This window comes from Anaeromyxobacter sp. SG17, assembly GCF_022690695.1.
GTDB classification, from domain to species: domain Bacteria; phylum Myxococcota; class Myxococcia; order Myxococcales; family Anaeromyxobacteraceae; genus Anaeromyxobacter; species Anaeromyxobacter soli.
The window spans coordinates 1-26,543 of record NZ_JALCYX010000061.1 but is presented as its reverse complement, the minus strand read 5'-3'; the positions used below and the strand labels follow the sequence as shown (position 1 = coordinate 26,543).

Below are 26,543 nucleotides of genomic sequence, written 5' to 3'. Positions count from 1 at the left end.
GCGGTCCCATTCGCGGGAGGGCCCCGCGCAACGCGCGGGAGGGGCGAAGCCCCTCCGGCGGGGAACGGTCGCGAACCCGCGAAGCGGGCGCGACCACGGGCCCCGCCGAGCAGGGGTGGGGCCCCGACGACGGCGGTCAGCCGTCGGCGGGGCGGGGACGCAGTCCCCGTGCGATCACCCCTGCGCGAACCCGCGAAGCGGGCGCGACCGTTCACGGGCCCCGCCGAGCAGGGGTGGGGCCCCGACGACGGCGGCCAGCCGTCGGCGGGGCGGGGACGCAGTCCCCGCAAAATCAATGCAGCGCCGCCCCGTCGACGGTCACTGGCGCGCGCGCCGAGGGCGGCTCGCGCGGCAGGTCCACGACGAACGTCGCCCCCGAGCCGGGCACGCTCTCGACGCGGATCTCCCCGCCGTGCGCCTCGACGATCTGGCGCGCGACGTAGAGACCGAGGCCGAGCCCCCCGAAGTTTGCGATGGGGACGGCGCGCTCGAACCGCTCGAACACGCGCGCGTGGTGCTCGGGCGCGATCCCCATGCCCTGGTCGCTCACGCGCATGCGCGCGTGGGCCCCGCTGGCCTCGACGGTGAGCGTGATGGGCTTCCCCTCCCCGAACTTGGCCGCGTTCACGAGCAGGTGCGTGACCACCTGCTCGAGCCGCGTCCGGTCCCACCGTCCGACGACGGCGCCGAGCTCGAGGCGCAGCGTCGATCCCGATCGCGCCACCTCCTCGCGGAGGTGCTCCGCCACCTCGCGCGCGACGTCGGCGAGATCGAGCGGCTCGTAGCGCAGCTGGAGCCGCCCGAGGCGCATACGCGAGACGTCGAGGATCTCGTTCACGAGGATGGCGATGCGCCGCGTCTGACGCTCGAGCGCCTCGACGCGCGGCTCGAGCATGCGGGGGATGTCGGTCCCCGCGCGCGCGGTGAGCCGGTGGAGGAGCTGGAGCTGGAGCTGGAGCGCCGTGACCGGCGTGCGCAGCTCGTGCGACGCGACGGAGAGGAACTCGTCCCGCTCGCGGACCTCCTCCTGCGCCTTCTCCTGCGCGCGGCTCCACTGCCGCGCCCGCTCCTCGAGCAGCTTGCGCTCGCTGACGTCCCGCACGGCCGCGACGACGCAGCGCCGCCCGTCCACCTCGATGGGCGAGAGGCTGATCTCGGCGGCGAACTCCGCCCCGTCCCGCCGGAGGCCGGACAGGTCGAGGCCCAGCCCCATCGGCCTCCGCCGCGGCGCCGCGTGATACCCGCCGCGGTGGGCGCGGTGCATGGCCCGGAACCTCCCAGGCAGGAGGACCTCGATCGGCTGGCCCGAGAGCTCCGCGCGCGGCCAGCCGAACAGCCGCTCGGCCTCCGCGTTCACGTGCACGATCTCGCCGCCCTCGTCGGCGATGACCATCGCGTCCGGCACGGAGTCGAGCAGCGAGAAGTCCACCGCATTGAGGGTGTTGCCCCGGGCCGCCGGAAAGAAGTCCCGCCCGCCCGCCGTGCGGGCGCCCGCGGGGCCGGACGCCCAGGGGCGCGGTGGCGCGCGAAGAGGAGCGGACCCCACATTCGAGCGAGGCGCGCCGGCGCGCGCCGGGAGGAGCGACCGTCCGATGCCTGCCGCCGGGTCGATCTCGTTGCCCATCGCGATCTCCGCGGCGGCGGCGCTGGCGCTGCTCACCACCGCCGCGCCCAAGCCCGCGTCCGCGCCCGACGGGCGGGTCGAGCTCGAGCTCGCCGCGGCGTTGCCGATGCCGGAGGGACCCGCGGCGCTCGTCGTGCTGCGCGACCGAGCGAGCGGGACGGTGCTCCCGCTGCTCGTCCCGGACGGCGAGGCGCTGGGGGTGGGGGCGCGTCTGGGGCGGGCGCAGGAGAGCCTGCTGGGTCGCGCGCTCGACGCGCTCGGCGCGCGCGTCCGCGCGGTGGAGATCGACGCCGCCGAGGAGACCTCGACCGGCGCGCGGGTCCGGCTCGAGCAGGGGGGGCGCGAGGTGGAGGTCACCGCCCGCCCCTCGGAGTCGCTCGCCCTCGCGCTCGCCTCGCGGGTGCCGATCTTCACGAGCCGGCGGCTGCTCGCCAAGGCCGGGCTCACGCCCGAGGAGCTCCGGGAGTCTCACGCGGCGCTGACCGCGAAGGCGGGCGACGACCCGCTGCGGCTCTGATGGCGCCCGCCGCTTGCGCGGAGCCTCGGCGTGCCGCGGGGCCGGTGACGGCGCTCAGCCGGTCTTCGCCGGCGGGCGCGGCGTCGCCGCGTGCTGCTGCTCCGGCGAGAAGTCGTAGATCGACTCGAGCCGCACGTTCCGGTACCGCTCGAGCTTCATCGCCATCCGCGCCAGGCGCGCGAGGAAGGCGGGCACGTCCGCCGAGTTGCCCTTCCCGGCCGCCTTCTTGAGCCGCTTCACCTCGGCCAGGATGGGCTTGCGCGCCTCGCGCGGGTGGTAGAGGAACGCGCCGGAGAAGAGCAGGGTCCCGTCGTAGGGCAGGAGCCGCGCCTCGAGGAGGTCGCCCTTCTCGAGCCCGGCGGTGGTGCGCCGCTCGGTCACGTCGTAGTCACCACCCGTGAACACGTCGCGCACCCGGACCTTGCCCTCCGAGAGCTTGCGGACCTCGAACAGCCCGTGGAGCGTCTTCGAGAGCTCGTGGTAGGCGTTCGCGTCCTCCGCCGAGAGCGCCGCCCCCTCCGACTCCAGGAACCGCTCGAGCGTCGTGCCCGTGCCGCCGGACGGGCGGAAGTCGTAGAGGTAGAAGTCCAGCATCCCGTTCAGCCGGACCTCGTAGGTGCGGTCCTCGTCGTGCGGCTCGCCGTAGGCCTCGAAGTGCACGCGGCGCGCGGCGAGCAGCTCTTCCTTCCGCTCCTCCGCCGTCGCCCACGCGAGGAGCCGCTCCTGGAGCTCCCCGAGCCTCATCGCGAGCGCTCCATGAGCGCTGCGAAGCGGCCGAAGAGCTGCCGCGCGTCGTGGGGGCCGGGGGAGGCCTCGGGGTGGTACTGCACGCTGAACGCCGGCGCGTCGAGGATCTCGATGCCCTCGACCGTGCCGTCGTTGAGGTTCAGGTGCGTGACCCGGGCGCGCTTGCCGAGCGTCTTGTCGTCGACCGCGAACCCGTGGTTCTGGACCGTGATGTCCACCTTGCCGGTGGCGAGATCCTTCACGGGCTGGTTCGCGCCGCGGTGGCCGAACTTGAGCTTGTAGGTCTTCGCGCCGACGGAGAGGGCCAGGATCTGGTGGCCGAGGCAGATCCCGAAGATCGGCGTCTTCCCGAGCAGCCCCGCGACGGTCTCCTGCGCGCCCACGACCGCGGCGGGATCGCCGGGCCCGTTCGTGAGGAACACGCCGTCCGGCTTCAGCGCGAGCGCCTCCGCGGCGGTCGTGCGCGCCGGCACGACGGTGACGCGGCAGCCCTGCTCGGCGAGGAGCCGCAGCATCGCGCGCTTCAGGCCCCAGTCGTACGCGACCACGTGGAAGCGCGGCTCCGCCTGCGGCCGCTCCGAGTCCGACCACGCGTCGGCGCCGGTCTCGCTCCAGGAGTAGGGGCGATCGGTCGAGATGCGCGTCGCGAGGTCCTGCCCTTCCATCCCGGGCAGCGCCCGGGCGCGCTCGACCAGCGCCTTCGCGCTCCCGTCCGTCGCGATGACGCCCATCTGCGCGCCGGCGGTGCGCAGGTGCCGCGTGAGCCGGCGGGTGTCGATCCCCGCGATCCCGACGATGCCGTACCGGGCCAGGTAGGCCTCGAGGCTCCGCTCCGCGCGGAAGCTCGAGGGCTCCTCGGCGTAGTTCTTCACGATGAACCCGGTCGCGTGCGGGTGGACCGACTCGTCGTCGGGCCCGTTGACGCCGTAGTTCCCCTGCTCCGGGTACGTCATGCAGATCATCTGCCCGACGTACGAAGGGTCGGTCAGGATCTCCTGGTACCCGGTCATCGACGTGTTGAAGACGACCTCGCCGGTCGCCTCCCCGGCCGCGCCGAACGAGCGACCTTCGAACGTCGTGCCGTCCGCTAGCGCGAGGATGGCCCGCTTCATCTTTCCGTCCTGCCCTCCTCGTGGACGATCCGGCCGCCCACGATCGTCATCACACAACGCCCGGTGAGGCGGCTTCCCTTCCACGGGGTGTTCCGGCTCTTCGAGTACATCCGCGCGGGGTCGACCGTCCACTCCGCTACGGGGTCGAGGACCGCGACGTCCGCCGGCGCCCCGCCGGCGAGCGCCCCGCCCGCGAGGCCGAACGCGCGCGCGGGGCCGATGGTCAGCGCCTCCACGAGGCGCCGCTCCGGCAGCGCGCCCGCCCGGACGAGGGACAGGCAGACGGGGAAGGCCGTCTCGAGCCCGGTGATCCCGTTCAAGGCCGCGTCGAACTCGACGTCCTTCTCCACCGCCGAGTGCGGCGCGTGGTCGGTGGCGATGGCGTCGATCGTCCCGTCCGCGAGGCCCTCCCGGCACGCCCGCACGTCCTCGGCCGAGCGGAGCGGCGGGTTCATCTTGTAGTCGGTCGAGTAGCCGGACGCAGCGACGTCCTCGTCCGTGAGGGCGAGGTGGTGCGGCGTCACCTCCGCGGTCACGGCGAGCCCGCGCGCCTTGGCGGCGCGGACGGCGCGAACCGCGCCCTGGCTCGACACGTGCGCGATGTGCAACCGGCCGCCGGTCAGCTCCGCCAGGGCGATGTCCCGCAGGACCATCACGTCCTCCGCGGCGCCCGGGATGCCCTTCAGCCCGAGCCGGGTGGAGGCGGCCCCCTCGTGCATCACGCCCTTGCCCACGAGCTGCAGATCCTCCTCGTGGACCGTGAGCGGCAACCCGAAGGCCTTGGCGTACTCGAGCGCGCGGCGCATGAGCGCCGAGGAGAGGACCGGGCGGCCGTCGTCGGAGAGCGCGACGCAGCCGGCCGCGAGGAGCTCCCCGAACTCGGCGAGCTCCTCGCCGTTCGAGCCCTTCGAGATGGCGCCGACGGGATAGACGCGGGCGAGCCCCGCCGCGGCGGCGCGGGCGAGCACGAGCTCCGTCACCGACGCGTTGTCGTTCACGGGCTTCGTGTTCGGCATCGCGCAGACGGCGGTGAAGCCGCCCGCGACGGCGGCGCGCGCCCCGGTCGCGACGGTCTCCTTGTACTCCTGCCCCGGCTCGCGCAGGTGCACGTGCAGGTCGATGAAGCCCGGGGTGACCCACTTGCCGCGGGCGTCGAACACCCGGGCGTCGCGCGGACGCTCCAGGCGCTCCGCGACCTCCGCGATCTTCCCGTCGCGGACGACCACGGTGCGGACGCCGTCCGTGCCGCTCGCCGGGTCGATGACCCGACCACCCTCGATGAAGAGCACCTCAGCCATGTCGTCCCCGCTCACGCGCCGGTCCGGCCGCGCGCGTCACGCCTTCGCCTCGCCCGACTCGGCGGGGTTGCCGCCGGCGAGCAGGTACAGGATCGCCATCCGCACCGCCACCCCGTTCTGCACCTGATCGAGGATGACGCTCTGCGGCCCGTCCGCGACCTCGGGCGACAGCTCGACGCCGCGGTTGATCGGGCCGGGGTGGAGGATCACGCACTCCGGACGCAGCCACTCGGCCGCCTTCTTCGCGTTGAGCCCCCAGAGCTTCGAGTACTCGCGCGTGCCCGGGATGAGCGGGTCGCCGATGCGCTCGTGCTGGATGCGGAGCATCACCACCGCGTCCGCCCCCTCGATCGCCTCGCGGAGCCCGTAGTGCACCGTCGCGCCGAGGGCCTCGACGCCGGCGGGGATCATGGTGGGCGGCCCGCAGAGCCGCACCCGCGCGCCGAGCTTCGTCATGGCGTGGATGTCGGAGCGCGCGACCCGCGAGTGGCTGATGTCGCCCACGATGGCGACGGTCTTCCCCTCCAGCGTCCCGAGCTTCTCCCGCAGCGTGAAGCAGTCGAGGAGCCCCTGGCTCGGGTGCTCGTGCGCGCCGTCCCCCGCGGAGACGACCGCGCAGCCCACGTGCTCGGCGACGAGCTGGGGCGCGCCGCCCGCCGAGTGGCGGATGACGAGCACGTCCGGGCGCATCGCCTCGAGGTTCCGGGCGGTGTCGATGAGCGTCTCGCCCTTCGTCACGGAGGAGGACGAGGAGGTCCAGTTGAGCGCGTCGGCGGACAGGACCTTCGCGGCGATCTCGAAGGAGCTGCGCGTGCGGGTCGAGGCCTCGAAGAAGAGGTTCACGACCGACTTGCCCCGCAGGCTCGGCACCTTCTTGATGGGCCGCTGCAGGACCTCCTTCATGGAGACGGCGAGGTCGAGGACCTCGAGGATCTCCGCGCGCGAGTAGTCGGCGAGCGCGATGCAATGCTTGTGGCGACCGATCACGTCCCCCTCCTCTTCACGACGACGGCGTCCTCGGGGGCGCCGCCTTCGGTGAGCCGGACCTCGACGACGTCCTCGTCCGCGACCTGGAGGCGGACGCCGACGAAGTCGGCGGCGATGGGCAGCTCGCGCCCGCCGCGGTCGACGAGCACCGCGAGCCACACCCGGCGCGGGCGGCCGAAGTCCACGAGCTCGTCCAGCGCGGCGCGGACGGTCCGCCCGGTGTAGAGCACGTCGTCCACGAGCACGATGAGCTTGCCGGCGACCGGGAACCGGATGTCGGTCGGTCCGATGATGGGGGCCGCCCCTCGCTCCGAGAGGTCGTCGCGGTAGAGCGCGATGTCGAGCGTCCCGAGCGGCGGCTCCGCGCGGAGGCTCCGGGCGAGCTCGGCGCGAATCCGCTCCGCGAGGTGGACGCCCCCGCGGCGGATCCCGACGATGGCCACGTCGCGCGGCGCCGCGCCGGCGGCCCTCGCGCGCTCGGCGATCTCCTCGGCGAGCCGCTTCACGGCGCGCTGAAGCTCCTGTGCGTTCATCTCCACCTCCATCAGCGCTCCGGTCCCCAGTTCGGCCGGGAGAGGTCGCCGTCGACGTCGACCGTGAACACCCGCGTCCCCGTCCGATCGAGGAACGGGTACGTGACGGACCGCTCGTACTGGAAGGCGACGTGCAGCGTGGGCGGCGCCGCGTTCGCGTCGCGCTCCCAGGTCACGTCGGCGGGATCGACCACCACCGCCGGGACTCGGGCCGGGCCGCCGTAGGCGTCCACCCCGTCCACCTTCGCGAGCGTCTCGAGCTTGTGGACCATGTTCCGCACCAGCTCGGCGTCCCGCGGGTTCCGCACCGCCTGGTTGATGTACTCGTGGACGACCTGCTTCACCTCGTAGTGGACCACGTAGACCGGTCCCCACACCCAGAGCCAGTAGGCGCCGCCGCCGAGGCCGGCGAGGAGGACCAGGGTCACCCAGGAGACGGCGCCGCGCTCGGCGCGGCGGGGGCCCGAACGCGCGTCCCGAGGACGCGGCGCGCCGTGGGCGCGCGCGGGGTCGACGGGAGGGACGTGCATCGAGGTGGATCTTCTACCAGCTACTCGATGCGTTTGAAAAGGCGATCGAGCCGGGGCCCGCGGCCGTCGCCCCGGAGCCCTCCCCCGTCCCCCCAGCTCCAGAACACGACCGTCGCCCGCCCGGCGATGTGATCGAACGGCACCTGCCAGCCGCCCTCGCCCCGGCTGTCGGCCGAGCGATCTCGGTTGTCCCCCAGCACGAACACGTGGCCGGGCCGGACGATCTCGAACGGCCCTTCCCGCGCGGCGAGGCGCGCGCGCCGGCACTGGAGCACGTCGTAGGTCGCGACGCCCGCGGCCGCGCCCGTCTGCCAGCTCGCCTCCGCACCGGCGGCGTCCGCGGCGTCCGGCCGCGCCAGCTCGCCGCGCGCGAGCGCCTCGCGGTAGCGGCGGCAGGTGTCCGAGAAGAGCGCCCCGGTGGCGTCGCTCCGCTCCTCGTAGGGGAGCTCTCCATCGGGGGAGCGCGGCTGCGGCACGCCGTTCACGTAGAGGACCTGCTCCCGGAGCTCGATCACGTCGCCCGGAACGCCCGCCACGCGCTTCACGTAGTCCTTCGCCGGCTCGCGGGGGTTCTCGAACACGATGACGTCCCCGCGCCTGGGCACGCCGAGCTCCAGGAGTCGCAGGTGCGTGAAGGGGACCCGGATCGCGTAGGCGAGCTTCGAGACGAAGATGTGGTCCCCGACGAGGAGCGTCGGGACCATCGAGCCCGAGGGGATCCTGAAGGCCTCGACCACGAAGCCGCGCAGGAAGAGCGCGACGACCACCGCCACGAGCATCGACTCGGCGTACTCCCGCCAGAGCGGCCGCGCGCGCCGGGCGAGGTGCACCTCCCACAGCGCGTCGAGCGCGCGCAGGGCGGCCGAGAGCCGCGCGGGCTCGCCCTCCGCCGCGGCCGCGTCCACCTCGTCGGCGGCGGCGAGGATCTCCGCGCGGGCCGCCCCGAGCCTTCGGGCGTCGCGGGCCGCGAGCCGGCGGGCGTCGCGCGCGAAGCGGCGCGCGTCCTTGCGAGCCCGGGCGAGCCGGCGGGCGTCGCGATCCACGCCGGCGCTACTCCTCGACCTTCAGCACGGCGAGGAAGGCCTCCTGCGGGATCTCCACCGAGCCGACCTGCTTCATGCGCTTCTTGCCCTCCTTCTGGCGCTCGAGGAGCTTGCGCTTGCGGCTGATGTCGCCACCGTAGCACTTCGCGATGACGTCCTTGCGGAAGGCCTTCACCGTCTCGCGGGCGATGATCTTCGCCCCGATCGCCGCCTGGATGGCGACCTCGTACATCTGCTTCGGGATGACCTCGCGGAGCCGCTGGCAGAGCTCGCGGCCGCGGTGGTAGGCGCGCTCCCGGTGGACGATGACGCTGAGGGCGTCGACCGGCTCGCCGTTGATGAGGATGTCGAGCTTCACGAGGTCGGCCTCCTCGTAGCCCTTCAGCTCGTAGTCGAGGCTCGCGTACCCGCGCGACACGCTCTTCAGCTTGTCGAAGAAGTCGAAGACCACCTCGGCGAGCGGGATGTCGTAGGTGATCTGGACGCGCTTCGTGCCGACGTACTTGAGGTCGCGCTGCACCCCGCGCCGGTCCTGGCAGAGCTGCAGGATCGCGCCCACGTCGTCGGTGCGGGCGTGGATGTGGCAGGTGAGGTGCGGCTCCTCGAGCTTCGCGATCCGCTGGACCGGCGGGAGCTTCGCGGGGTTGTCGATCTCCAGCACCTCGCCCAGCGTGTCGGTCACGCGGTAGACGACCGAGGGCGCGGTGGTGATGAGGGCGAGGTTGTACTCGCGCTCGAGCCGCTCCTGGACGATCTCCATGTGCAGGAGCCCCAGGTAGCCGCAGCGGAAGCCGAACCCGAGCGCGGTCGAGGTCTCGGGCTCGAAGGTGAAGGCGGAGTCGTTGAGGCGCAGCTTCTCGAGCGCGTCGCGGAGCTGCTCGTAGTCCTTCGCCTCGATGGGGAAGACGCCGGAGAAGACCATCGGCTTCACGACCTTGAAGCCGGGGAACGGGTCCTCGGTGGGCCGGTCCGCCTCGGTGACGGTGTCGCCGACCTTGGCGTCCTGGACGTCCTTCACGTTGGCGACGACGATCCCCACCTCGCCCGCCGTGAGCTGCTGCACCGGCATCGCGAACGGCGCGAAGATGCCGAGCTCCTGGATCTCGAACCGCTTCTTGTTCGAGACGAGCTGGATCTTCTGCTTCGGCGCGAGCGTCCCCTCGAACACGCGGACCAGCATGACGACGCCGCGGTACGAGTCGTACCAGGAGTCGAAGATGATCGCCTTGAGCGGCGCCTCGGGATCGCCCTTCGGCGGCGGCACCTTGCGGACGATCTCCTCGAGGATCTCCCCGATGCCGATGCCCTCCTTGGCCGAGGCCGGCACCGCCTCCGAGGCGTCGAGGCCGATGACCTCCTCGATCTCGGCGCGCACGCCGGGGACGTCCGCGCTCGGCAGGTCGACCTTGTTGATGACCGGGATGATCTCGAGGTCGTGGTCGAGCGCCTGGTAGACGTTCGCGAGCGTCTGCGCCTCGACGCCCTGGGTGGCGTCGACGACGAGGATCGCGCCCTCGCACGCGGCGAGCGAGCGCGACACCTCGTAGGCGAAGTCCACGTGACCGGGGGTGTCGATGAGGTTCAGCTCGTAGTCCTTCCCGTCGCGGGCGCGGTAGCGCATGCGGACGGTCTGGGCCTTGATGGTGATCCCGCGCTCGCGCTCGAGCTCCATGTTGTCGAGGAACTGCGCCTGCGCGTGCCGCTCACTCACGGTCCCGGTGTGCTCGAGGAGGCGATCCGCGAGCGTGGACTTGCCGTGATCGATGTGGGCGATGATCGAGAAGTTGCGGATGTGCGCGTTCGACTGGGGCATGGAACGCGGGGCTTGTAACACGCGCGTTCCCCAGGGGCCACGCCGCCCTCCACGACCTGCCTCGCTCCGGCGGCCGCTTCGAGCGGCCGAGCCCCGCGGCAACGCGGCACGCTCGGATGGCAGGCCGACGTGATATCGGTCCGCCGCGCTCGGCATCACGCGCCTCGCGGAGGCGAGCCGAGGAGCCCTGGCGCGCGCGACCCGCGCCGCGTCCCGATGAACCCGGTCGCTTGCACCCCACCCTGGCTCACCCTTAAGAGGAGCCCCTGCAATACCCGTGGGTTGTGTTGATATACGTGTATGGCACCATATATTGTAGTCACGCGTTGACATCAGGCGGTCGGCTGGTAGAGTTAGCGGTCGGGAGTACGGCGGCGTCGCAAGGGCGAAGGGCGGAAATGCGGCGCTACGCGAGGGGAAATCCAAGACATCGCTGCCTCTGACAGAGGCGGCTGGTAGACCTTCGGCACACCACTGAGGGATGCCGCAGGCACGTTCGATCGGCCGGCCGCACGCGTGAACGCGTGTGCGCCGTAGGGGCAGGCGTTTGCCCGCGCTCACCGGGAGCGCGCGGGGCGGAGGACGAGGGACATGATGGAGCGCGAAGTCACGGGGCAGAGGCCGAGGGGCACGCGGTCGGCGAAGAAGAGCGCGCGGAAGGGGCTCGCGATCCCGCGCACCTTCACGACGAAGGGAGTGGATCCGGCGGAGGAGCTGGTCTGGGAGACGCGCACGGCCCAGATCAACGGCGAGGGCGGCGCCATCATCTTCGAGCAGCGGGACGTCGAGGTCCCGAAGAGCTGGTCGATGCTGGCGACGAACGTCGTCGCGTCGAAGTACTTCCGGGGTTCCATCGGCTCCCCTGCCCGGGAGCGGTCCGTGAGGCAGCTCGTCGGCCGGGTCGTCTCGACGATCGCCGCCTGGGGCCGCAAGGACGGCTACTTCGCCACGGAGGAGGACGCGGCCGCGTTCGAGGCCGAGCTCGCCCACCTCGTGTACCGGCAGAAGATGAGCTTCAACTCGCCGGTCTGGTTCAACGTCGGCGTGGAGGAGCACCCGCAGTGCTCCGCCTGCTTCATCAACTCCGTCGGCGACTCGATGGACTCCATCCTCCGGCTCGCCCACACCGAGGGGATGCTCTTCAAGTACGGCTCCGGCGCCGGCTCGAACCTGTCGAAGATCCGCTCCTCGAAGGAGCTCCTCTCGGGCGGCGGCGAGGCCTCCGGACCGGTCTCGTTCATGCGCGGCTTCGACGCCTTCGCCGGCGTCATCAAGTCGGGCGGCAAGACGCGGCGCGCCGCGAAGATGGTGATCCTCGACGCCGATCACCCGGACATCGGCGAGTTCATCGCCTGCAAGTCGGACGAGGAGAAGAAGGCCTGGGCCCTCATCGACGCCGGCTACGACGGCGGCTTCAACGTGAAGGGCGGCGCCTACGACTCGGTGTTCTTCCAGAACGCGAACCACTCGATCCGCGTCACCGACGCGTTCATGCGCGCCGTCCACGAGGACCGGCCCTGGGAGCTCACGGCCCGCACGGACGGCAAGGCCCTCGAGACCGTCCGCGCGCGGGACCTCATGAAGCAGGTGACCGAGGCGGCCTGGCTCTGCGGTGATCCGGGCATGCAGTTCGACACCACCATCAACGCCTGGCACACGTGCCCGGGCACGGACCGCATCAACGCGTCGAACCCGTGCTCCGAGTACATGTTCCTCGACGACTCGGCCTGCAACCTCGCGTCGCTGAACCTCATGCACTTCCGCGGGATCGACGGCGCGTTCGACGTCGAGTCCTTCAAGCGCGCGGTGGACCTCACCATCCTCGCGCAGGAGATCCTGGTCTCCAACGCGAAGTACCCGACCGAGCGGATCGGGCAGAACAGCGAGGCCTACCGGCCCCTCGGGCTCGGGTACGCGAACCTCGGCGCGCTGCTCATGGCGAGCGGCCTGCCGTACGACTCCGACGGCGGCCGCGCCTGCGCGGCGGCGATCACCGCGCTCATGACGGGCGAGGCGTACGCGATGAGCGCCCGCATCGCGGAGCGCATGGGGCCGTTCGCCGGGTACGAGAAGAACCGCGAGCCGTTCCTCGGGGTCGTCCGCAAGCACTCGAACCACGTGGACCGCATCGACCCGACCTTCGTCGAGCGCCCGCTGCTCGACGCGGCGCGGGACGCCTGGAGCGACGCGCTCCGGATCGGGACCCAGAGCGGCTACCGGAACGCGCAGGTCACCGTCCTCGCGCCTACCGGCACCATCGGGTTCATGATGGACTGCGACACCACGGGCATCGAGCCGGACATCGCGCTCGTGAAGTACAAGAAGCTCGTCGGCGGCGGCGTGCTCAAGATCGTCAACAACACCGTCCCGCTCGCGCTCCAGCGGCTCGGGTACTCGGCCGAGTCCATCGCCTCGGTCCTCCAGTTCATCGACGAGGTCGAGACGATCGAGGGCGCGCCCGAGCTCCGCGACGTGCACCTGCCGGTGTTCGACTGCGCGTTCAAGCCGCAGAACGGCACCCGCTCGATCCACTACATGGGCCACATCCGCATGATGGGCGCGGTCCAGCCGTTCCTCTCGGGGGCCATCTCGAAGACCGTCAACATGCCCACGAACGCGACGCCGGAGGACATCGAGACGGCGTACGTCGAGGCCTGGAAGCTCGGGCTCAAGGCCATCGCGGTCTACCGCGACGGCTGCAAGCGGAGCCAGCCGCTCAACACCGGCAAGGCCAAGGAGGAGAAGCGCGAGCCCACGGGCGAGCGGCTCGCGCGGCGGCGCCTCCCCGACGAGCGCCGCTCGATCACGCACAAGTTCTCGATCGGCGGGCACGAGGGGTACATGACCGTCGGCATGTACGACGACGGCGCGCCGGGCGAGGTCTTCATCACGATGGCGAAGGAGGGGTCGGTGGTCTCCGGCCTCATGGACTCCTTCGCGACCTCCATCTCCATGGCCCTCCAGTACGGCGTCCCGCTGCGGGTGCTCTGTGACAAGTTCAGCCACATGCGGTTCGAGCCGTCGGGCTTCACCGGCAACCCGGACATCCCGATCGCGAAGTCGATCTCCGACTACCTGTTCCGCTGGCTCGCGCTGAAGTTCCTCCCGAGCGAGGAGACCGCCTCCACCGAGACCGCCGCGAACGCGCTGCCGCCGGGCGCCGCTCCGGCCGCGCCCTCCGCTCGCGCGGCGCAGCAGACCGTCGACGCGAAGCCGCTCCCGGCGGCGACGCAGGCAAACGGCACGAACGGCATCCAGACCGCGTACAAGCGCGAGAGCGACGCACCGCCCTGCCCGACCTGCGGCTCGATCACGGTCCGGAACGGCGCCTGCTACAAGTGCGTGAACTGCGGGTCCACCACCGGCTGCAGCTAGCCTCCGCCCGACCTCCGCCGCGGATCGCGGCGGCCTGACATCACGCGCGCCGGGGCGGACCTTCCGCTCCGGCGCGCGCCGTTCTCGGCCCGCCCACGTCGGGGTTTCCGGTGCGGGCAGAGGTCGCGTTCTTGCTCGGGGTTCCTCGGGGTCGGGGTCGGGGTCGGGGTCGGGGTCGGGGTCGGGGTCGAGGTCGAGGTCGAGGTCGCGGGTCGCGGGTCGAGGTCGAGGGTCGAGCAACGGACCGCCGAGCGTCCCCTCCACCAGCCAGCGCCGGGTCCCTCCTCCCCTGCCCCGGTTTCACCCTCCGCGATGCGTTGCCTGGACGATCGGGACGCCGAACGTTCGTGGCGGAGGTCCCCCATGACCGCGCGTGCCGCCACCGCCCTCCTGCTCCTCCTCGCGGGGGGCTGCGGCTTCTCGCGGGGCGCGGTGCTCGCGCGCCGGGTCGAGCCCGGGCCGCCGCTGGAGGATCCCGGGTCGGAGGCGTACAGGCTGTGGCACGACGGCGCCGGCTGGCATCTGCGGGCGCGGTCCGACCTGCCCCGGCGATTCCACGGCGAGATCGCGGGCGCCGGCCGGGTGACCCCGCAAGGCGTGGCGCCGGACGCGGTGAGCGCGGGCGGCGGCCGCGTCCGCTTCTCGTTCCTGGCGGGAGACGAGGCCGGGTTCGACTTCGGGGGAGGCTGCGTGAACGTGGCGCTCTACATCGACGAAGATCCGCGTCCGCTCCGCGTGTTCATCGGCGCGTTCGGCGCCGCCCCGGGACGGGTGCCGTACCGGGTCTGCCCGTAGGGCTCCGGGCTGCGGCGCGCGGGGCAGGAGCCGGCGCGATCAGCGAAACTCGCGCGCGCGGTTCCCCACCTGCGGGGCGAGCGCGAGCGGCGCGACCGAGCTCACGCGCACGTTCACGACCTCCCCGCTCCGCTCCACCCGGCCGCGCGCGACGAGGAACGGCGCGCCGCGCACCACCGGCCGGAAGCGTTCGTAGACGTCGGGCATCACGACGAGGTTCGCGATCCCCGTCTCGTCCTCGAGGCTCAAGAACACGATCCCCGCGGCGGTCTGGGGTCGCTGCCGGACGATGACGAGCCCGGCGACCTCCACCGGGGCACGGTCCGGGAGGCGAGCGAGCTCGCGCGCGGTGCGCACGGTCGCGCTCGGGAGCGCGGCGCGGAGGACCGCCATCGGGTGGCCGCGCACCGAGACGCCGGTGGTCGTGAAGTCGGCGGAGACCTCCTCCTCGGCGCTCGCCTGCGGCAGCGCCGTGTCCGGCTCCGCCGGGGTCACGCCCGCGAACAGGTCGCCCCCGTCCGCCTCCATCGCGAGGCTCCGCCACACCGCGCTGCGCCGATCCGGCGCGAGCGGTCCCAGGACGTCCGCCTCCGCGAGCCGCACGAGCCAGGCGCGCGAGACGCCCGCGCGGCGCACGAGGTCTCCGAGGTCCGCGAACGGCCGCGCGCGCCGGGCCGCGACGATCGCGTCGCCCACGTCGCGCGGCAGCCCGCGCACGAGGTGGAGCCCGAGCCGGAGCGCAGGCGTGTCGCCGGGAGCCGCAGGCGCGCACCTCGCGCCCTCGAGCGCGCTCTCCCAGCCGCTGGCGCAGACGTCGATCCCCCGCACCTCGACCCCGTGCCGCTTCGCGTCCTCGATGAGCGTGTGCGGCGCGTAGAAGCCCATCGGCTGGCTGTTCAGGAGGGCGCAGGCGAAGGCGGCGGGGTGGTAGCGGCGGATCCAGGCGGACGCGTAGACGAGCAGCGCGAACGACGCGGAGTGCGACTCCGGGAAGCCGTACCCGGCGAACCCGAGCAGCTGGTGGAAGATGAGCTCCGCGTCCGCCGCGGAGATGCCGCGCTGCTCCATGCCCGCGAGGAGGCGTGCCCGCATCGCGGCGAGCTTCTCGTGCGAGCGCCGGTGCGTCATGAGGCGGCGCAGCTCGTCGGCCTCGCCGGGCGTGAACCCCGCCGCGACCACGGCGAGGCGCATGATCTGCTCCTGGAAGAGCGGCACGCCGAGGGTCTTCGCGAGGACGGGCTCGAGCGGCGGGTACGGATAGCGGACCTGCTCCTTGCCGTCGCGCCGGCGCAGGTACGGGTGGATCATCCCGCCCTGGATCGGGCCGGGGCGCACGATCCCGACCGAGATGACGAGGTCGTAGAAGTTCCGGGGCTTGAGCCGCGGGGCGAGCGACATCTGCGCGCGGGACTCGATCTGGAACACGCCGATCGAGTCCGCCTTGCAGAGCATGTCGTAGACGGCCGGGTCCTCGGAGGGGATGGTCGCGAGCGAGTCCGGGTGTGGCCACTGGCCTGCCGCGGCGCCCGCCTCGCGACGGTCAGGGGGACCGAGCGCCGGCGCCGGCCGATGGGCGGCGAGGAGCGCGAGCGCGCGAGAGAGCGCGGTGAGCATGCCGAGCCCGAGGAGATCGACCTTCAGCAGATCGAGATCGGCGAGATCGTCCTTGTCCCACTGGACGATGGTCCGCCCGGGCATGGCGGCGGGCTCGATGGGCACCGTCTCGCAGAGCGGCCGGCGCGTGATCACGAACCCGCCGACGTGGATCGAGAGGTGGCGCGGGAACCCTTGCAGCTCGCGCGCAAGGTCGAGCGTCATCCGCACCCGCTCCGAGGCCTCGACGTCGAGCCCCGCCTGCGCGAGGAGCTCCGGCCCGACCTGCGAGAGGTCCTCGTACATCCCGACGAGCTTCGCGAGCCGATCGACCTGCGCGAGCGACAGGCCGAGCGCCTTGCCCACGTCCCGGAGCGCGGACTTGCCCCGGTAGGAGATGACCTCGCAGACCATGCCGGCGCGATCGCGCCCGTACCGCTCGTAGACGTACTGGATCACCTCCTCGCGCCGCTCGTGCTCGAAGTCGACGTCGATGTCCGGCGGCTCCCCGCGCTCCGCCGAGATGAACCGCTCGAACAGGAGCCCCATGCGGACGGGGTCGATCGCGGTGATGCCGAGCACGAAGCAGACCGCGGAGTTCGCAGCGCTGCCGCGCCCCTGGCACAGGATCCCGCGCGATCTCGCGAAGCGAACGATGTCCCAGACCGTGAGGAAGTAGCTCGCGTACCCGAGCTGCTCGACGAGCTCGAGCTCCCTCGCGAGCTGCCGGGCGACCTCCTCCGGAGGCGCCCCGCCGTAGCGCCAGCGCGCCCCTTCGCGCACGAGCTCGCGGAGGAGCGCCATGCCGGTGACGGGTTCGACTGAGTCGTCCGAGGTCGAGGTCGAGGTCGAGGTCGAGGTCGAGGTCGAGGTCGAGGTCGGGGTCGGGGTCGGGGTCGGGGTCGAGGTCGTTCGCAACGAGCGGTTCGGCACCGGCGCGACGGCGCGCTCGTCCTGGGGCGGGCTCGACATGGCGACCGCCGCGCCGCCGGCGAGGGCGGTGCGATCGACGACGACGGGCGGCAGCGGGTGCTCGCCCCGGATCTCCTCCATCCGGAACCGGCACGTCTCCGCGATCTCCCCCGCGGCCTCGAGCCCCTCGGGGAAGTCGCTCCACAGCCGCGCCATCTCCTCGGGGCCCTTCAACGTCCGCTCCGCGTTCGGGAAGAGGCGGCGGCCCGCGCGATCGACGGTGGTCCCGTGGCGGACGCAGGTGAGCACGTCCTGCAACACCTGCCGGCGCCGGTCGTGCGTGTGGACGTCGTTCGTGACCGCGACGCGGATCCCGAGCCGCCGGCCGATGGCGCGCGCCGCGAGCACGCGCGCCTCCTCGCCCGCCACCCGGTGGCGCGCGACCGCGAGCGCGAGGCGCGCGCCGAAGATCTCCTTCAGCCGCGCGGCCGCGTCGCCGTCGGCGCCGGGATAGAGCGCGAAGAGCCCCCGCGCGCGCCCCGCCACCGCGTCGAGCGCGAGGACGACCTCCTCGCGCGGGCGCCGCGGCGCCGCCCGCGCCGGATCCTCCGCCCCGTGGGCGCGCGTCGCCAGCCGGCACAGGCCCGCGTACCCCTCACGGTCCTGAGCGAGCAGCACGAGCCGCGCCGGGCGGCCCGGCGTGAGCCCCGTCACGACGAGCTCCGCGCCGACGACGAGCGGGAACCCGCGCCGCTTGGCCTCGGTGTGCGCACGGACGATCCCGTACAGCCCGCTCACGTCGGTGAGCGCGAGCGCCGAGAGCCCGAGCTCCGCGGCGCGAGCGACGAGCTCCTCGGGATGGCTCGCGCCCTCGAGGAAGGAGAAGCAGGAGTGGCAGCGGAGCTCCGCATACGGCGGCCCCGCAGGCCGCGGCTCCCGCCGCGCTCCGGGAGCGCCGACCTCGCCCGTGTCGATCCTGCGTCGCTCGTGGTTCACGTCAGTCGAAGTATCCGTGCAGGTAGAGCCGCCCGTCGGCGGCGTCGCGGTACACCCAGCAGTCCCCCAGGCCGTCGAGCCGGACGCGGTAGTAGTCGCGATCGAACGGCGCGGGCACCCACCACTCCCCCCGCAGCCGCTCCGGCCCCTCCATCGCGAGCACCGCGCGCGCGCGTCCCTCCACCCGGAGCGCCGTCACGCGTCCCCCCTCGCCTTCCGCCTGGATCGGCGTGGGGGGATCCACGAGCCGCGTCGGCCGTGGCTCGGCCGCGGACGGCGCGAGCGCGCCGGCGCCAGGCGAGCCGCCGAGGCTCCGCAGGGCGGAGGCGCGCGCGACGGCGGGGCGGAACGGAACGGCGCGGTACGCGGCCTCGGGGCGGTACCGCTCGACCGGCTCGGCCGCGAAGATCGCGCCCTCGCCGAGCCGGACCCCGAGCCGCGCGAGGACGGTCTCGAGCGCGGCGAGCGCCTCGGGGCGATCGTCGATCGCGAGCTGCTCCACCGCGATCGGCGCGACCTCGATCGCGGCGAGCTCGACGGCGGTCACCGCCCCGGGGAGCCGCAGCGAGAACACGTGCTCCTTCGCCGGCACGAGCCAGCGCGCGGCGGAGGCGGTCGGCTGCGCGAGCGGTACGATGACCCGCTCCTCGCCGCGCGGATCGAGCTTCAGGACCACCTTGAGCCGCGTCGCACCGAGGCCGCGCCCGGCGAGGCGCGCGGCGACCCGGTCGGCGAGCCGCTTCAGCGCGAAGAGGAGCGGCTCGGCGCTCTCCGCGGGCGCCTCGAGCTCGAGCGCCTCGACCGGCAGCGTCTCCGGCAAGTAGGGAGAGAGCGGGGTGTCGTCCTCTCCGCGGGCGAGGCGGGCCGCCGCAACGCCGTCCGGCCCGAACCGGTGCGCGAGGGTGCCCGCCGGGAGCCGCGCGAGCGCGCCCGCGTCGGCGATCCCGAGCCCGCGGAGCCGCGCCGTCACCGCCGGCGTTAGCCCGAGCGCCTCGAGCGGGAGCGCGGCGATCGCCCCCGCGGTCGCCCCGGGCGCGACGTGGAGGAGCTCCCCGGTGCGGGCGGAGAACGCGCCGTGCCGCACGAGCGCACGCGCCGCCGCGCGACCGTCCGCGACCGCCGCGCGCGCCGCGTACCCCATCTCCGCCGCCGCGGCGATCGCGCGCTCCGCGAGGACCCGCTCTCCGGCGTCTGGCGAGGCGTTCCGCCCCGCGCCTCCGGCGAGGAGCCCGGCGGCGCTCGCGTCGAGGAGCACCACGTCCGGCGCGCACGGCTCGACCGCGGGCGCGAGCAGGAGCACCGCCTCGGCGACCGCGCGCAGCGCAGCGCGATCGGCCGCGGGATCGAGCGGGACCGTGCGCAGCCGGCCGCACGCGGCGAGCGCCTCCGACAGCGTGGCTCCCGGGCGGACGCCGTCGGCGGCCGCCGCGCCATCGCAGTGCACGATCCGACCCTCGGAGACGACCGCCAGCGGCCCGTCGCAGCCGTCGGCGCGCTGGCGCCGCGCCCGCTGGAGCGGCAGCTCGGGGAGGCACAGCGCGATGACGCGCAGCCCGCTCGCCTCACGCCGCATCGCCATCCTCCGGGTCCGCCACCCGAGGGCGCCACGATCCGCGCACCCCGGCGGCGCGCGAGAGGAGCGACGCGCCGCCCGCCCACGCTGCCTCGTCCGCCGCGTGCCGCTGGCGCCCCACGATCCGTCCGTCCTCGGCGGTCAGCTCGAGCCGCACGGCCACCGGCACGCGGAGCGCCGTCCCGCCGACCGCAGCGAGCCACAGCCCCACCGCCCCGCCTTTCTCGGCGGCCGCCTGGAGGCGGCGCGCGGCCGCGTCCGCCCCGCGCACCGCGCGCGCGACGGGCACGTCGACCGCCACGGCCGCGAACGCGCCCGAGGCGAGGAGCGCCTCCGCGGCCCACAGCGCGACGAGCGCGGGGTCGCGCGCCGGCCCCTCGGCGGACGTGCGCGGCGGGGGCCGCACGACGAGCAGGCGCGCGAGGTCGACCCCGAGCGCCGCGGCCGCCGGCGGATACAGCTCGCCTCGGCCATCGACGTAGGCGGCGAGGTCTCCCGGTCCCAGCGCCGCGAAGAGCGCCAGCGCGATCGCGGTCTTCCCGCTCGCCCGCCCGCCCGCCAGCTCCGTGAGCGCTCCGCGGCGAAAGCCGCCCTCGGGCAGGAGCGCGTCGATCTCGGGGCGACCGCACGCGAGCGCACCCGCCCGCCGAGCGGGGCGCCGCTCGATACGACGGATCTCGTCGCGGAGCCGCTCTACCAGCTGATGACGCTCCGCACCCGCCGACATGCCGCCGCTGCCTCCGCCCAGGAACATAACTGCTCACGCGTTCAGGTCGCAAGGCGTAGCAACTCGCTCTGACACGCGGGGACGTGATGCTCACCCTATGCGCACACCAGAGAGCCACGGCAGTTCGGCCGGGCTCCGTCATTCGGAGCAGGGAGGGTATTGGAATGAAGCGTCTTGGATGGGGAACCGTGGCCGGTATCGGCGTCGCAGGCCTTCTCGTCGCGGGCATCCCCGCGCACGCGCAGTCGGGCTCGACGGCCGGCTCCACGACCAGCGGCCAGTCGAGCGACGACAGGATGGGCGGCTCGACGTCGTCTCAGAGCGGCACCACGTCGTCCCAGAGTGGCTCGTCACAGAGCGGCTCGTCACAGAGCGGCTCGACCATGGGCACGGGCACGGGGTCCAGCAGCACGGCGACCGACATGGGCACCGGCTCCAGCGCCTCTGCCAGCGACACGTCCATGAGCAAGAACGAGCTCACGGGCAAGGTCGAGAAGTTCGACCGTGACACGAAGGAGCTCACGCTCGCGAACAGCGACAAGAAGCTGAAGGTGAGCGACAGCACGCGCGTGATGAAGGACGGGCAGCGCGCCTCCCTCAGCGACATCAAGGAAGGCGACCAGGTCCGCGCCAGCTTCTCCGGCTCGGGCGACACGCTGCAGGTGAACCGCATCGACGTGATGACCGCCGGGTCGATGGGCACCGGCACCGGCATGGGCACGGGTACTGGCACGGGCACGACGACGACCACGCCGCCCTCGGACACCAGCACGGGCACGGGCACCGGCACGGGCACGACGACCACGCCGCCCTCGGACACGGGAACGGGCACGACGCGGCCTCCGTCGGACTCGGGCACGACGGGCTCCGGCTCGAGCGGCACCACTCCGCCCCCGAGCAAGGGCTACTAGCTAATCCCGGCAGGATGAACGAAGGGCGGGCGGCCGCAGGGGCGCCCGCCCTTTTGCTGTGTCGCACCTGCGCGCGCGAAGCGAGCCGCCGGGGCGACGCCGCGGAAGCGGCGAAGCCGCTCGCGGCGGCGCACGGGACCCGGCGAGCGGGGGCGGGGCCCCGACGAGCTTCGCTCGGCGGGGCGGGGGGCGCAGCCCCCCGTTAGATGGACGCGCGCTTCGCGGCGCCGTCGCGCTCCTGCGCGGCGATCTCGGCGCGGACCTTCTCCATGTCGAGCGTCCGGACCTGGCGGATGAGATCCTCGAGGGCGGCCTCCGGCAGCGCGCCCGGCTGGGAGAACAGGAGCACCTTGTCCCGCAGGATCATGAGCGTGGGGATGGAGCGGATGTCGAACGCACCGGCCAGCTCCTGCTCGACCTCGGTGTTCACCTTGCCGAAGGTGATGTCCGGGTGCTTCCCCGCGACCTTCTCGTACGTCGGTCCGAACACCCGGCACGGCCCGCACCAGGGCGCCCACCAGTCGATGAGGACGATGCCGTCCTTCTCGACCGTCTCCTTGAAGTTCTTGCCGGTGATCTCGACCGTCGTGTTCCCCATCTCCAATCCCTTTCAGCGCCCCCCGCCGTCCATCGGCCCTCGGCGCCACACGAAAGATTGGACCCGCCGGTCTGCGAAAGGATTCAGGGCGTCCACGGGCGGCGCGGCGCCCAGGGACGCCCCTCCAGGGCCGGCGGAGCGGCGAGCGACGTGCCGGCGGTACCCCGTCCAGCACGCCGCCCGTGCGAGCGCTCGGATCAGCGCGAGGGCGGATACTTGTGCAGCTTCCGCTGCAGCGAGCGCCGGTGGATCCCGAGCCGCCGTGCGGCCTCGGAGATGTTGCCGCCGCAGTCGGTGAGCACGCGCTGGATGTGCTCCCACTCGGCGCGCGCGAGCGAGGGCGTCTCGACGCCGGACTGCTTCGCGGTGTTCGTGCCGTTCAGCGCGGCAAGGATCTCGTCGGCGTCGGCCGGCTTCGGGAGATACCCGACGGCTCCCTCGCGGACCGCCTCCACCGCCGTGGAGATGCTGCCGTAGCCGGTGAGCATGAGCACGCGGGTCGCGGGATCGTGCCGGCGCAGCTCCTTCAGCAGATCGAGCCCGCCTCCGCCCGGCATGCGCAGGTCGAGGACGGCCATCTCCGGCGACTCCTTCGCCGCCTCGCGCAGCGCCTCGTCGGCGCTCCCGGCGGTGCGGACCTCGTAGCCGCGGGCGCGGATGGCCGTCGCCAGGCGTTCGCGCAGGACCTCGTCGTCGTCCACGAGCAGGATGCTCGGCAGCGTCTCGTGCGTCGTCCCTTCGATGTTCATGTGCCGCTCCTCTCGGCGGCCTCCGCCGCCGGCAGATCGATGCAGGCCTCGGTCCCGACTCCGGGGCGCGAGGTGATTTGAAAGCTTCCCCCCAGCTGCTCGACGAGGGCCCGGGTGAGGAACAGCCCGAGCCCCATGCCCTCCCCCGGACTCTTGGTGGTGAAGAACGGCTCGCCGACGCGCCGGAGCACGTCGGTCGTCATGCCGCGCCCGCGGTCCACCACCCGCGCGCGAACCCAGCCCTCCGTCGCCGCGAGCCGCAGCGTCACGCGCTCGTCCGGAGGCGAGGCCTGGATACCGTTCTTGAGCAGGCCCCGGAGCGCGTCGCCGAGCGCGCGCGGCGGCCCGACGAGGCACGCGTCGAGCGAGCCCTCCTCGGGCGCGAGCTCGACGCGCTCTCGCGCCGGAAGCCCGTCGAGCGCGGTCTCCACCCAGACGCGCACGCTCATCGGCGCGAGCGGCTCTCCGGCGTGCTCGCCCGCGTTGGCGGACATGCGATCGAGGATGTCGCGGCAGCGCCCCACCTGCTCGCGGACGAGCTGGAGGTCGCCGCGCACCTCGGCGGGCACGTCCTCGGGCAGCGAGCGCTGCAGCTCCTTCGCCACGACCGCGATCGTGGAGAGCGGCGTGGAGAGCTCGTGCGCCGCGCCCGCGGCGAGCGTCGCGAGCGAGGCCAGCTTCTCGCGCCGATCCACGAGCGCCCGCGCCTGCTGCAGCTCCCGCTCGCGCGCGGCGAGCGCACGCGAGACGCGCTGGACGAAGAACACGATGAACACCGACGCGATCGCGAACGCGACCCACATGCCGCGCAGGTGCGAGTCCATCATCTGCGCCGGGTCCATGTGCGTGCGGATGTGGTGCGCCGGCGAGGTCGCCTCTTCGTGAAAATAGAGCGACGCGAACCCCGCGAGGCTCGCCACCATCAGCGTCCAGGACCAGCGCGGCGGCAGGAGGACCGCCCCGAGCGCGACGTTCACGAGGTAGAGCGTCGAGAACGGGTTCGAGGCGCCGCCGGTGAGATCCAGGAGGACGGTGAGCACCGCGGCGTCGAGGAACATGACGGCCGCGACGCTCGCGCTCGTGGCGTTCGGGCTGGCGTGCTGCGCCCACGCGCGGAGCGCGAGGTTGCCGCCGACCTCGAGCACGAGCATCGCGACGAGCGGCACGAGGGGGACGCCGATGTGCGTCCACGACGAGGCGCCGACCACGATCACGACCTGGCCGAGGATCGCCCACCAGTGGAGCTGGACGATCCAGGAGAGGTTCAGCCGCGCGCGCCCGACGCGCGTCTCGCCGTGCGGCGTCGCGTGCTGTAGGACGGGGGGGGTCGCGGGTGCTTCCACGGTCGCCATCTGGGACTGCGGCACGCGCATCAGCCGATACCTCCAGGCGAAACTACCACACCCGAACGCGTGCGGCGCCGGCCGCGACCCGTTGCCGCAGACGTGCGCCACGGCGCGGCTGCTTGACGCATGTCGCGCGCTGACCGTAGGTTGCCACCCCCGTGAGAGGCCGCCGCCGAACCGTCGCTGCCGTGCTCGCCGATGCGTTCGCGCACTGGCCCGCCGCGGAAGGGGCAGCGCTCATCACCGCCTTCGCCGATGCCTGCGGACCGCGCCTCGCGCGCGAGGTCTCGATGCGAGGCCTGCTGCGCGACGGCCGCCTCCTCGTGCTCGTTCGCTCGGAGGAGTGGGCGGCTCAGCTCGTCGCCCTCGAGAGGCCGCTGTGCGAGCGCGTGAACGCTCGCCTCGGTCGCGCCGTCGCGCGCGGGCTCGAGGTGCGCGTGGCCCCGGAGCCCTGATGCGCACGGGAGCGCCGACGCGCGCCCGGACGCTCGCCGCGCTCGCGTGCTCGGTCGCGGCTCTCCTCCAGGGGTGCGCCTCGCCGCGTTCTCCTGGCGCCTCCGCTCCCGCCCCACGTTCGTCCGAAGCTGCGCCGCCGCGCACGGCGGCGCCCGCGCAGGGGAGCTACGGCCCCGAGCCGGAGACGGCGCTCGCCCCCGTCGAGCAGCGGCTCCTCGAGGTCGCGCGCGCGCGCCTGGGCGGCGCGCAGTCCTCCGGGGCGCTCTCGCTCGCGGCGCGAGAGCTCGCGGCCCGAGCCGCGGCGGGCGATCCGGAGGCGCGCTCCGGGCCGGCCTCGCGCGCGGCGCTCGCGCGCGCTCTCTCCTTCGACCCGTCACCTTCCGTGTACGCGCTGCGCGCCCGCCCCGAGGACGCCGCCGACGCGCTGGCGCGCCTCCTGCCCGGCTCGACGGCGAGCCACGTCGGGGCCGGGGCCGTCGAGCGCGACGGCGTGCTCCACGCGTTCGTGCTCGCGGCCCAGCGCAAGGTCGGGCTCGAGCCGTTCCCGCGCGAGGTGTCCGCGGGCACCTCGGCGGTGCTCTCCGGCAGGCTCGCGCGCGGCCTGCGCGCCGCCCGCGTGTTCGTCACGCTCCCGGCGGGCGACGTGCGCGAGGTGGACACCGAGGCGCGCGGGAGCGGCTTTCGAGCGCGGCTCTCCTTCCCTGAGCGCGGGCGGTACACGGTGGAGGTCGTCGGCGAGGGCCCGCGCGGGCCCGAGGTCGCCGCGATCCTGACCGTCGCGGCGGGCGGCGCCACGGTCGAGGCGCCGGAAGGCCCCGCGCGCGCGGCCGCCGATCCCGGGGACCCTGCCGCCGCGGAGGCGGCGATCGTCCGCGCGATCAACGCGACGCGCCGCCGTCGCGGCCTGCCGCCGGTCGCGGCCTCGGCGGAGCTCGCCGCGGTGGCTCGCCGGCACAGCGCCGCGATGCGCGACGCGGCGACGGTGGCGCACGTCCTCCCGGGCTCGGGCGAGGTCGGCGATCGGCTCCGGCACGCCGGGGTGGCGTACCGCTTCGCGTACGAGAACGTCGCCCAGGCGCCGCGCGCGCTCCTGGCGCACGCCAAGATCGAGGAGAGCCCGGCGCACCTCGCGAACCTCCTCGCGCCGGCGACGCTCGTGGGCGTGGGCCTCGCGCACGGCACGCTCCGCTCCGGCGCGCCCGCCGTCTACGTCACCGAAATCCTCGTGCAGCCGCCCGACGACGGCGGGGAGAGCGCGCTCCTCCCCGACGCGCGCGTCCGCGAGGCGCTCTGGCGCGAGCGCGCCCGGCTCGGGCGCCCGCCGCTCCTCGGGGATCCCGCGCTCGACGCCCTGGCGCGCGAGGCCGCCGAGACGATGCGGCGCGCGGACTCGCCCGAGGCAGGCGACCTCGGCGCGCGGGCGCTCGCCGGCCGGGCCCTCTCGGCGGTGGACGTGTTCGTGGCGAGCGCCCCGGCGGAGACGATCCGCTCGCGCAACCTGCCCGACCCGCGCTTCCATCGCGTGGGGGTCGGCGTGGCGACGGGGGACAGCCGGCGCTACGGCGCGCGGCGGCTCTGGATCGCGGTGATCTACACGGACTGAAGCGCTCGATGCGGCGCCCGTCGCGCGCGCCCGGGTCGGCCGGGGCTGCCGTGTGCGTCCGGCGGGGCTAGACGAGCCTCCGCTGGGTGGCGTAGCTCTCGAGTCCCCCCTCGACCTCGGGCTGCAGGGCGTGGAGGGGGCAGCGGGTGCAGGTCCAGCTGTTCCAGCCCTGCTTCACGGCCTCGTCGAGACAGGCGTCGTAGTAGTTGCAGAAGAGGTTGCGGTGACCCTCGACACCACGGTCGGGGTTGATCGGAGCGGTGAGCTCGGTGGGGCAAGGCTTGTCGAGCACGATGGACTCCTCTGGATGGCCGGGCCATCCCTCCAAGCCGCGCGAAGGCGCAGCTCTCCCCCGTCCGATCGTCCCGGTCCCCCCTCGAGAACCGGCGTACGACCCGGCGCCGGTGCAAGCGCCGTGGCTCGCGCGAGCCCCTCATCGACAGGGGCCGGGCGCGCGCGCTATATGGCGCCGCTCGATGCAGCGAGTCAAGCCCCACCGGACGCCGAGTGAACCCATTCCTGAGCGCGATCAGGAAAGATTTGCACGCGCCGGGGCTTACGTCCGCGTGGGTCTTGCGTTGCTTGCTTTACTTTGGGTTGGGTCGGCCCGGGCCGCCGCGCGGGAGCCGCTGTGCGACTGGCTCTCCGGCATCTCGGAGGCCGCGCAGGCGCAGGCGGACGGCGATGGAGCGGCCGCCGAGATCG

24 protein-coding genes are annotated in these 26,543 nt (G+C 73.6%); 7 read left to right on the top strand and 17 right to left on the bottom strand.

What is annotated here, in order from left to right:
- Nucleotides 1–292: 292 nt before the first annotated feature.
- Nucleotides 293–1,429 (bottom strand): PAS domain-containing sensor histidine kinase, encoded by a 1,137-nt coding sequence (locus MNY60_RS18190; RefSeq protein WP_242339054.1) that lies wholly within the window; start codon nt 1,427–1,429, stop codon nt 293–295.
- A 163-nt stretch (nt 1,430–1,592) separates the two neighbouring features.
- Between MNY60_RS18190 and MNY60_RS18185 the strand changes: the two genes are divergently transcribed.
- Nucleotides 1,593–2,141 (top strand): bifunctional nuclease family protein, encoded by a 549-nt coding sequence (locus tag MNY60_RS18185; RefSeq protein ID WP_242339057.1) that lies wholly within the window; start codon nt 1,593–1,595, stop codon nt 2,139–2,141.
- 54 nt (nt 2,142–2,195) lie between these two features.
- Here the strand turns inward: MNY60_RS18185 and MNY60_RS18180 are convergent, their stop codons facing one another.
- Genes MNY60_RS18180 through lepA form a run of 8 tightly spaced genes read right to left on the bottom strand, consistent with a single transcriptional unit; the run spans nt 2,196 to nt 10,204 of the window.
- Entirely contained in the window at nt 2,196–2,885 is a 690-nt protein-coding gene (locus MNY60_RS18180) for a hypothetical protein (protein WP_242339059.1), read from the bottom strand.
- Nucleotides 2,882–4,000 (bottom strand): glutamine-hydrolyzing carbamoyl-phosphate synthase small subunit, encoded by a 1,119-nt coding sequence (gene carA / locus MNY60_RS18175; RefSeq protein ID WP_242339062.1) that lies wholly within the window; start codon nt 3,998–4,000, stop codon nt 2,882–2,884. Before carA ends, MNY60_RS18180 begins: the two co-directional genes overlap by 4 nt.
- Nucleotides 3,997–5,298: a dihydroorotase gene (locus MNY60_RS18170; RefSeq protein ID WP_242339064.1), complete on the bottom strand. Its 1,302-nt coding sequence runs from the start codon at nt 5,296–5,298 to the stop codon at nt 3,997–3,999. Before MNY60_RS18170 ends, carA begins: the two co-directional genes overlap by 4 nt.
- A 36-nt stretch (nt 5,299–5,334) precedes the next feature.
- A complete protein-coding gene (locus tag MNY60_RS18165; RefSeq protein ID WP_242339067.1) occupies nt 5,335–6,285 on the bottom strand; it encodes an aspartate carbamoyltransferase catalytic subunit in 951 nt (316 codons plus the stop codon).
- Nucleotides 6,282–6,818 (bottom strand): bifunctional pyr operon transcriptional regulator/uracil phosphoribosyltransferase PyrR, encoded by a 537-nt coding sequence (gene pyrR, locus MNY60_RS18160; RefSeq protein WP_242339069.1) that lies wholly within the window; start codon nt 6,816–6,818, stop codon nt 6,282–6,284. Before pyrR ends, MNY60_RS18165 begins: the two co-directional genes overlap by 4 nt.
- A gap of 11 nt (nt 6,819–6,829) precedes the next feature.
- On the bottom strand, nt 6,830–7,348 hold the full coding sequence (locus MNY60_RS18155) for a hypothetical protein (protein ID WP_242339073.1): 519 nt from the start codon (nt 7,346–7,348) through the stop codon (nt 6,830–6,832).
- A gap of 20 nt (nt 7,349–7,368) precedes the next feature.
- On the bottom strand, nt 7,369–8,391 hold the full coding sequence (gene lepB, locus MNY60_RS18150) for a signal peptidase I (protein WP_242339076.1): 1,023 nt from the start codon (nt 8,389–8,391) through the stop codon (nt 7,369–7,371).
- Nucleotides 8,392–8,398: 7 nt separating this feature from the next.
- Nucleotides 8,399–10,204 (bottom strand): translation elongation factor 4, encoded by a 1,806-nt coding sequence (gene lepA, locus MNY60_RS18145; protein ID WP_242339079.1) that lies wholly within the window; start codon nt 10,202–10,204, stop codon nt 8,399–8,401.
- A gap of 591 nt (nt 10,205–10,795) precedes the next feature.
- Here lepA and MNY60_RS18140 point away from each other — a divergent pair.
- Nucleotides 10,796–13,579, top strand: coding sequence for a vitamin B12-dependent ribonucleotide reductase (locus MNY60_RS18140; RefSeq protein ID WP_242339082.1), 2,784 nt, complete (start codon nt 10,796–10,798; stop codon nt 13,577–13,579).
- Between the two features lie 363 nt (nt 13,580–13,942).
- Entirely contained in the window at nt 13,943–14,374 is a 432-nt protein-coding gene (locus MNY60_RS18135) for a hypothetical protein (protein ID WP_242339085.1), read from the top strand.
- Between the two features lie 39 nt (nt 14,375–14,413).
- Here the strand turns inward: MNY60_RS18135 and MNY60_RS18130 are convergent, their stop codons facing one another.
- From MNY60_RS18130 to MNY60_RS18115, 4 genes are all read right to left on the bottom strand, one after another.
- Nucleotides 14,414–17,854 carry an error-prone DNA polymerase gene (locus MNY60_RS18130; protein ID WP_374109409.1) on the bottom strand — a complete coding sequence of 1,147 codons (3,441 nt, stop codon included), beginning with the start codon at nt 17,852–17,854 and terminating at the stop codon, nt 14,414–14,416.
- A gap of 22 nt (nt 17,855–17,876) precedes the next feature.
- Nucleotides 17,877–19,448: a DNA polymerase Y family protein gene (locus MNY60_RS18125; protein ID WP_242339090.1), complete on the bottom strand. Its 1,572-nt coding sequence runs from the start codon at nt 19,446–19,448 to the stop codon at nt 17,877–17,879.
- Nucleotides 19,438–20,175, bottom strand: a complete 738-nt coding sequence (locus tag MNY60_RS18120) for a DNA recombination/repair protein RecA (protein ID WP_242339094.1) — start codon at nt 20,173–20,175, stop codon at nt 19,438–19,440. Before MNY60_RS18120 ends, MNY60_RS18125 begins: the two co-directional genes overlap by 11 nt.
- Before the next feature lie 316 nt (nt 20,176–20,491).
- A complete protein-coding gene (locus tag MNY60_RS18115; protein WP_242339098.1) occupies nt 20,492–20,656 on the bottom strand; it encodes a hypothetical protein in 165 nt (54 codons plus the stop codon).
- On the opposite strand from MNY60_RS18115, the gene MNY60_RS18110 reads away from it, so the two are divergent.
- Nucleotides 20,637–21,086, top strand: coding sequence for a hypothetical protein (locus MNY60_RS18110; RefSeq protein ID WP_242339099.1), 450 nt, complete (start codon nt 20,637–20,639; stop codon nt 21,084–21,086). The genes MNY60_RS18115 and MNY60_RS18110 overlap by 20 nt on opposite strands.
- Nucleotides 21,087–21,288: 202 nt before the next feature.
- Here MNY60_RS18110 and MNY60_RS18105 read toward each other — a convergent pair whose 3' ends face one another.
- The 3 genes from MNY60_RS18105 to MNY60_RS18095 form a co-directional block, all read right to left on the bottom strand.
- Nucleotides 21,289–21,684, bottom strand: a complete 396-nt coding sequence (locus MNY60_RS18105) for a co-chaperone YbbN (RefSeq protein WP_242339102.1) — start codon at nt 21,682–21,684, stop codon at nt 21,289–21,291.
- Nucleotides 21,685–21,881: 197 nt separating this feature from the next.
- A complete protein-coding gene (locus MNY60_RS18100; RefSeq protein WP_242339104.1) occupies nt 21,882–22,433 on the bottom strand; it encodes a response regulator transcription factor in 552 nt (183 codons plus the stop codon).
- The gene (locus MNY60_RS18095) at nt 22,430–23,806 is read right to left on the bottom strand and encodes an ATP-binding protein (RefSeq protein WP_242339106.1); all 1,377 of its coding nucleotides are present in this window, start codon (nt 23,804–23,806) and stop codon (nt 22,430–22,432) included. The genes MNY60_RS18100 and MNY60_RS18095 overlap by 4 nt, the downstream gene beginning before the upstream one ends.
- 131 nt (nt 23,807–23,937) lie before the next feature.
- Between MNY60_RS18095 and MNY60_RS24375 the strand changes: the two genes are divergently transcribed.
- The gene (locus MNY60_RS24375; RefSeq protein WP_242339108.1) at nt 23,938–24,234 is read left to right on the top strand and encodes a DciA family protein; all 297 of its coding nucleotides are present in this window, start codon (nt 23,938–23,940) and stop codon (nt 24,232–24,234) included.
- A complete protein-coding gene (locus MNY60_RS18085) occupies nt 24,234–25,838 on the top strand; it encodes a CAP domain-containing protein (RefSeq protein WP_242339110.1) in 1,605 nt (534 codons plus the stop codon). Before MNY60_RS24375 ends, MNY60_RS18085 begins: the two co-directional genes overlap by 1 nt.
- A 67-nt stretch (nt 25,839–25,905) precedes the next feature.
- Here the strand turns inward: MNY60_RS18085 and MNY60_RS18080 are convergent, their stop codons facing one another.
- Nucleotides 25,906–26,130 carry a hypothetical protein gene (locus tag MNY60_RS18080; RefSeq protein ID WP_242339112.1) on the bottom strand — a complete coding sequence of 75 codons (225 nt, stop codon included), beginning with the start codon at nt 26,128–26,130 and terminating at the stop codon, nt 25,906–25,908.
- Between the two features lie 184 nt (nt 26,131–26,314).
- Here MNY60_RS18080 and MNY60_RS18075 point away from each other — a divergent pair.
- A partial coding sequence (locus MNY60_RS18075; RefSeq protein WP_242355590.1) for a hypothetical protein occupies nt 26,315–26,543 on the top strand: 229 nt, incomplete at its 3' end.

What these genes read in the sequence shown, in the direction of transcription:
- MNY60_RS18185 (WP_242339057.1), top strand. Translation starts at nt 1,593, where the DNA reads ATGCCTGCCGCCGGGTCGATCTCGTTGCCCATCGCGATCTCCGCGGCG.
- MNY60_RS18180 (WP_242339059.1), bottom strand. Translation starts at nt 2,885, where the DNA reads ATGAGGCTCGGGGAGCTCCAGGAGCGGCTCCTCGCGTGGGCGACGGCG.
- carA (WP_242339062.1), bottom strand. Translation starts at nt 4,000, where the DNA reads ATGAAGCGGGCCATCCTCGCGCTAGCGGACGGCACGACGTTCGAAGGT.
- MNY60_RS18170 (WP_242339064.1), bottom strand. Translation starts at nt 5,298, where the DNA reads ATGGCTGAGGTGCTCTTCATCGAGGGTGGTCGGGTCATCGACCCGGCG.
- pyrR (WP_242339069.1), bottom strand. Translation starts at nt 6,818, where the DNA reads ATGAACGCACAGGAGCTTCAGCGCGCCGTGAAGCGGCTCGCCGAGGAG.
- MNY60_RS18155 (WP_242339073.1), bottom strand. Translation starts at nt 7,348, where the DNA reads ATGCACGTCCCTCCCGTCGACCCCGCGCGCGCCCACGGCGCGCCGCGT.
- lepA (WP_242339079.1), bottom strand. Translation starts at nt 10,204, where the DNA reads ATGCCCCAGTCGAACGCGCACATCCGCAACTTCTCGATCATCGCCCAC.
- MNY60_RS18140 (WP_242339082.1), top strand. Translation starts at nt 10,796, where the DNA reads ATGATGGAGCGCGAAGTCACGGGGCAGAGGCCGAGGGGCACGCGGTCG.
- MNY60_RS18135 (WP_242339085.1), top strand. Translation starts at nt 13,943, where the DNA reads ATGACCGCGCGTGCCGCCACCGCCCTCCTGCTCCTCCTCGCGGGGGGC.
- MNY60_RS18125 (WP_242339090.1), bottom strand. Translation starts at nt 19,448, where the DNA reads ATGCGGCGTGAGGCGAGCGGGCTGCGCGTCATCGCGCTGTGCCTCCCC.
- MNY60_RS18120 (WP_242339094.1), bottom strand. Translation starts at nt 20,175, where the DNA reads ATGTCGGCGGGTGCGGAGCGTCATCAGCTGGTAGAGCGGCTCCGCGAC.
- MNY60_RS18110 (WP_242339099.1), top strand. Translation starts at nt 20,637, where the DNA reads ATGAGCAAGAACGAGCTCACGGGCAAGGTCGAGAAGTTCGACCGTGAC.
- MNY60_RS18105 (WP_242339102.1), bottom strand. Translation starts at nt 21,684, where the DNA reads ATGGGGAACACGACGGTCGAGATCACCGGCAAGAACTTCAAGGAGACG.
- MNY60_RS18100 (WP_242339104.1), bottom strand. Translation starts at nt 22,433, where the DNA reads ATGAACATCGAAGGGACGACGCACGAGACGCTGCCGAGCATCCTGCTC.
- MNY60_RS18095 (WP_242339106.1), bottom strand. Translation starts at nt 23,806, where the DNA reads ATGCGCGTGCCGCAGTCCCAGATGGCGACCGTGGAAGCACCCGCGACC.
- MNY60_RS18085 (WP_242339110.1), top strand. Translation starts at nt 24,234, where the DNA reads ATGCGCACGGGAGCGCCGACGCGCGCCCGGACGCTCGCCGCGCTCGCG.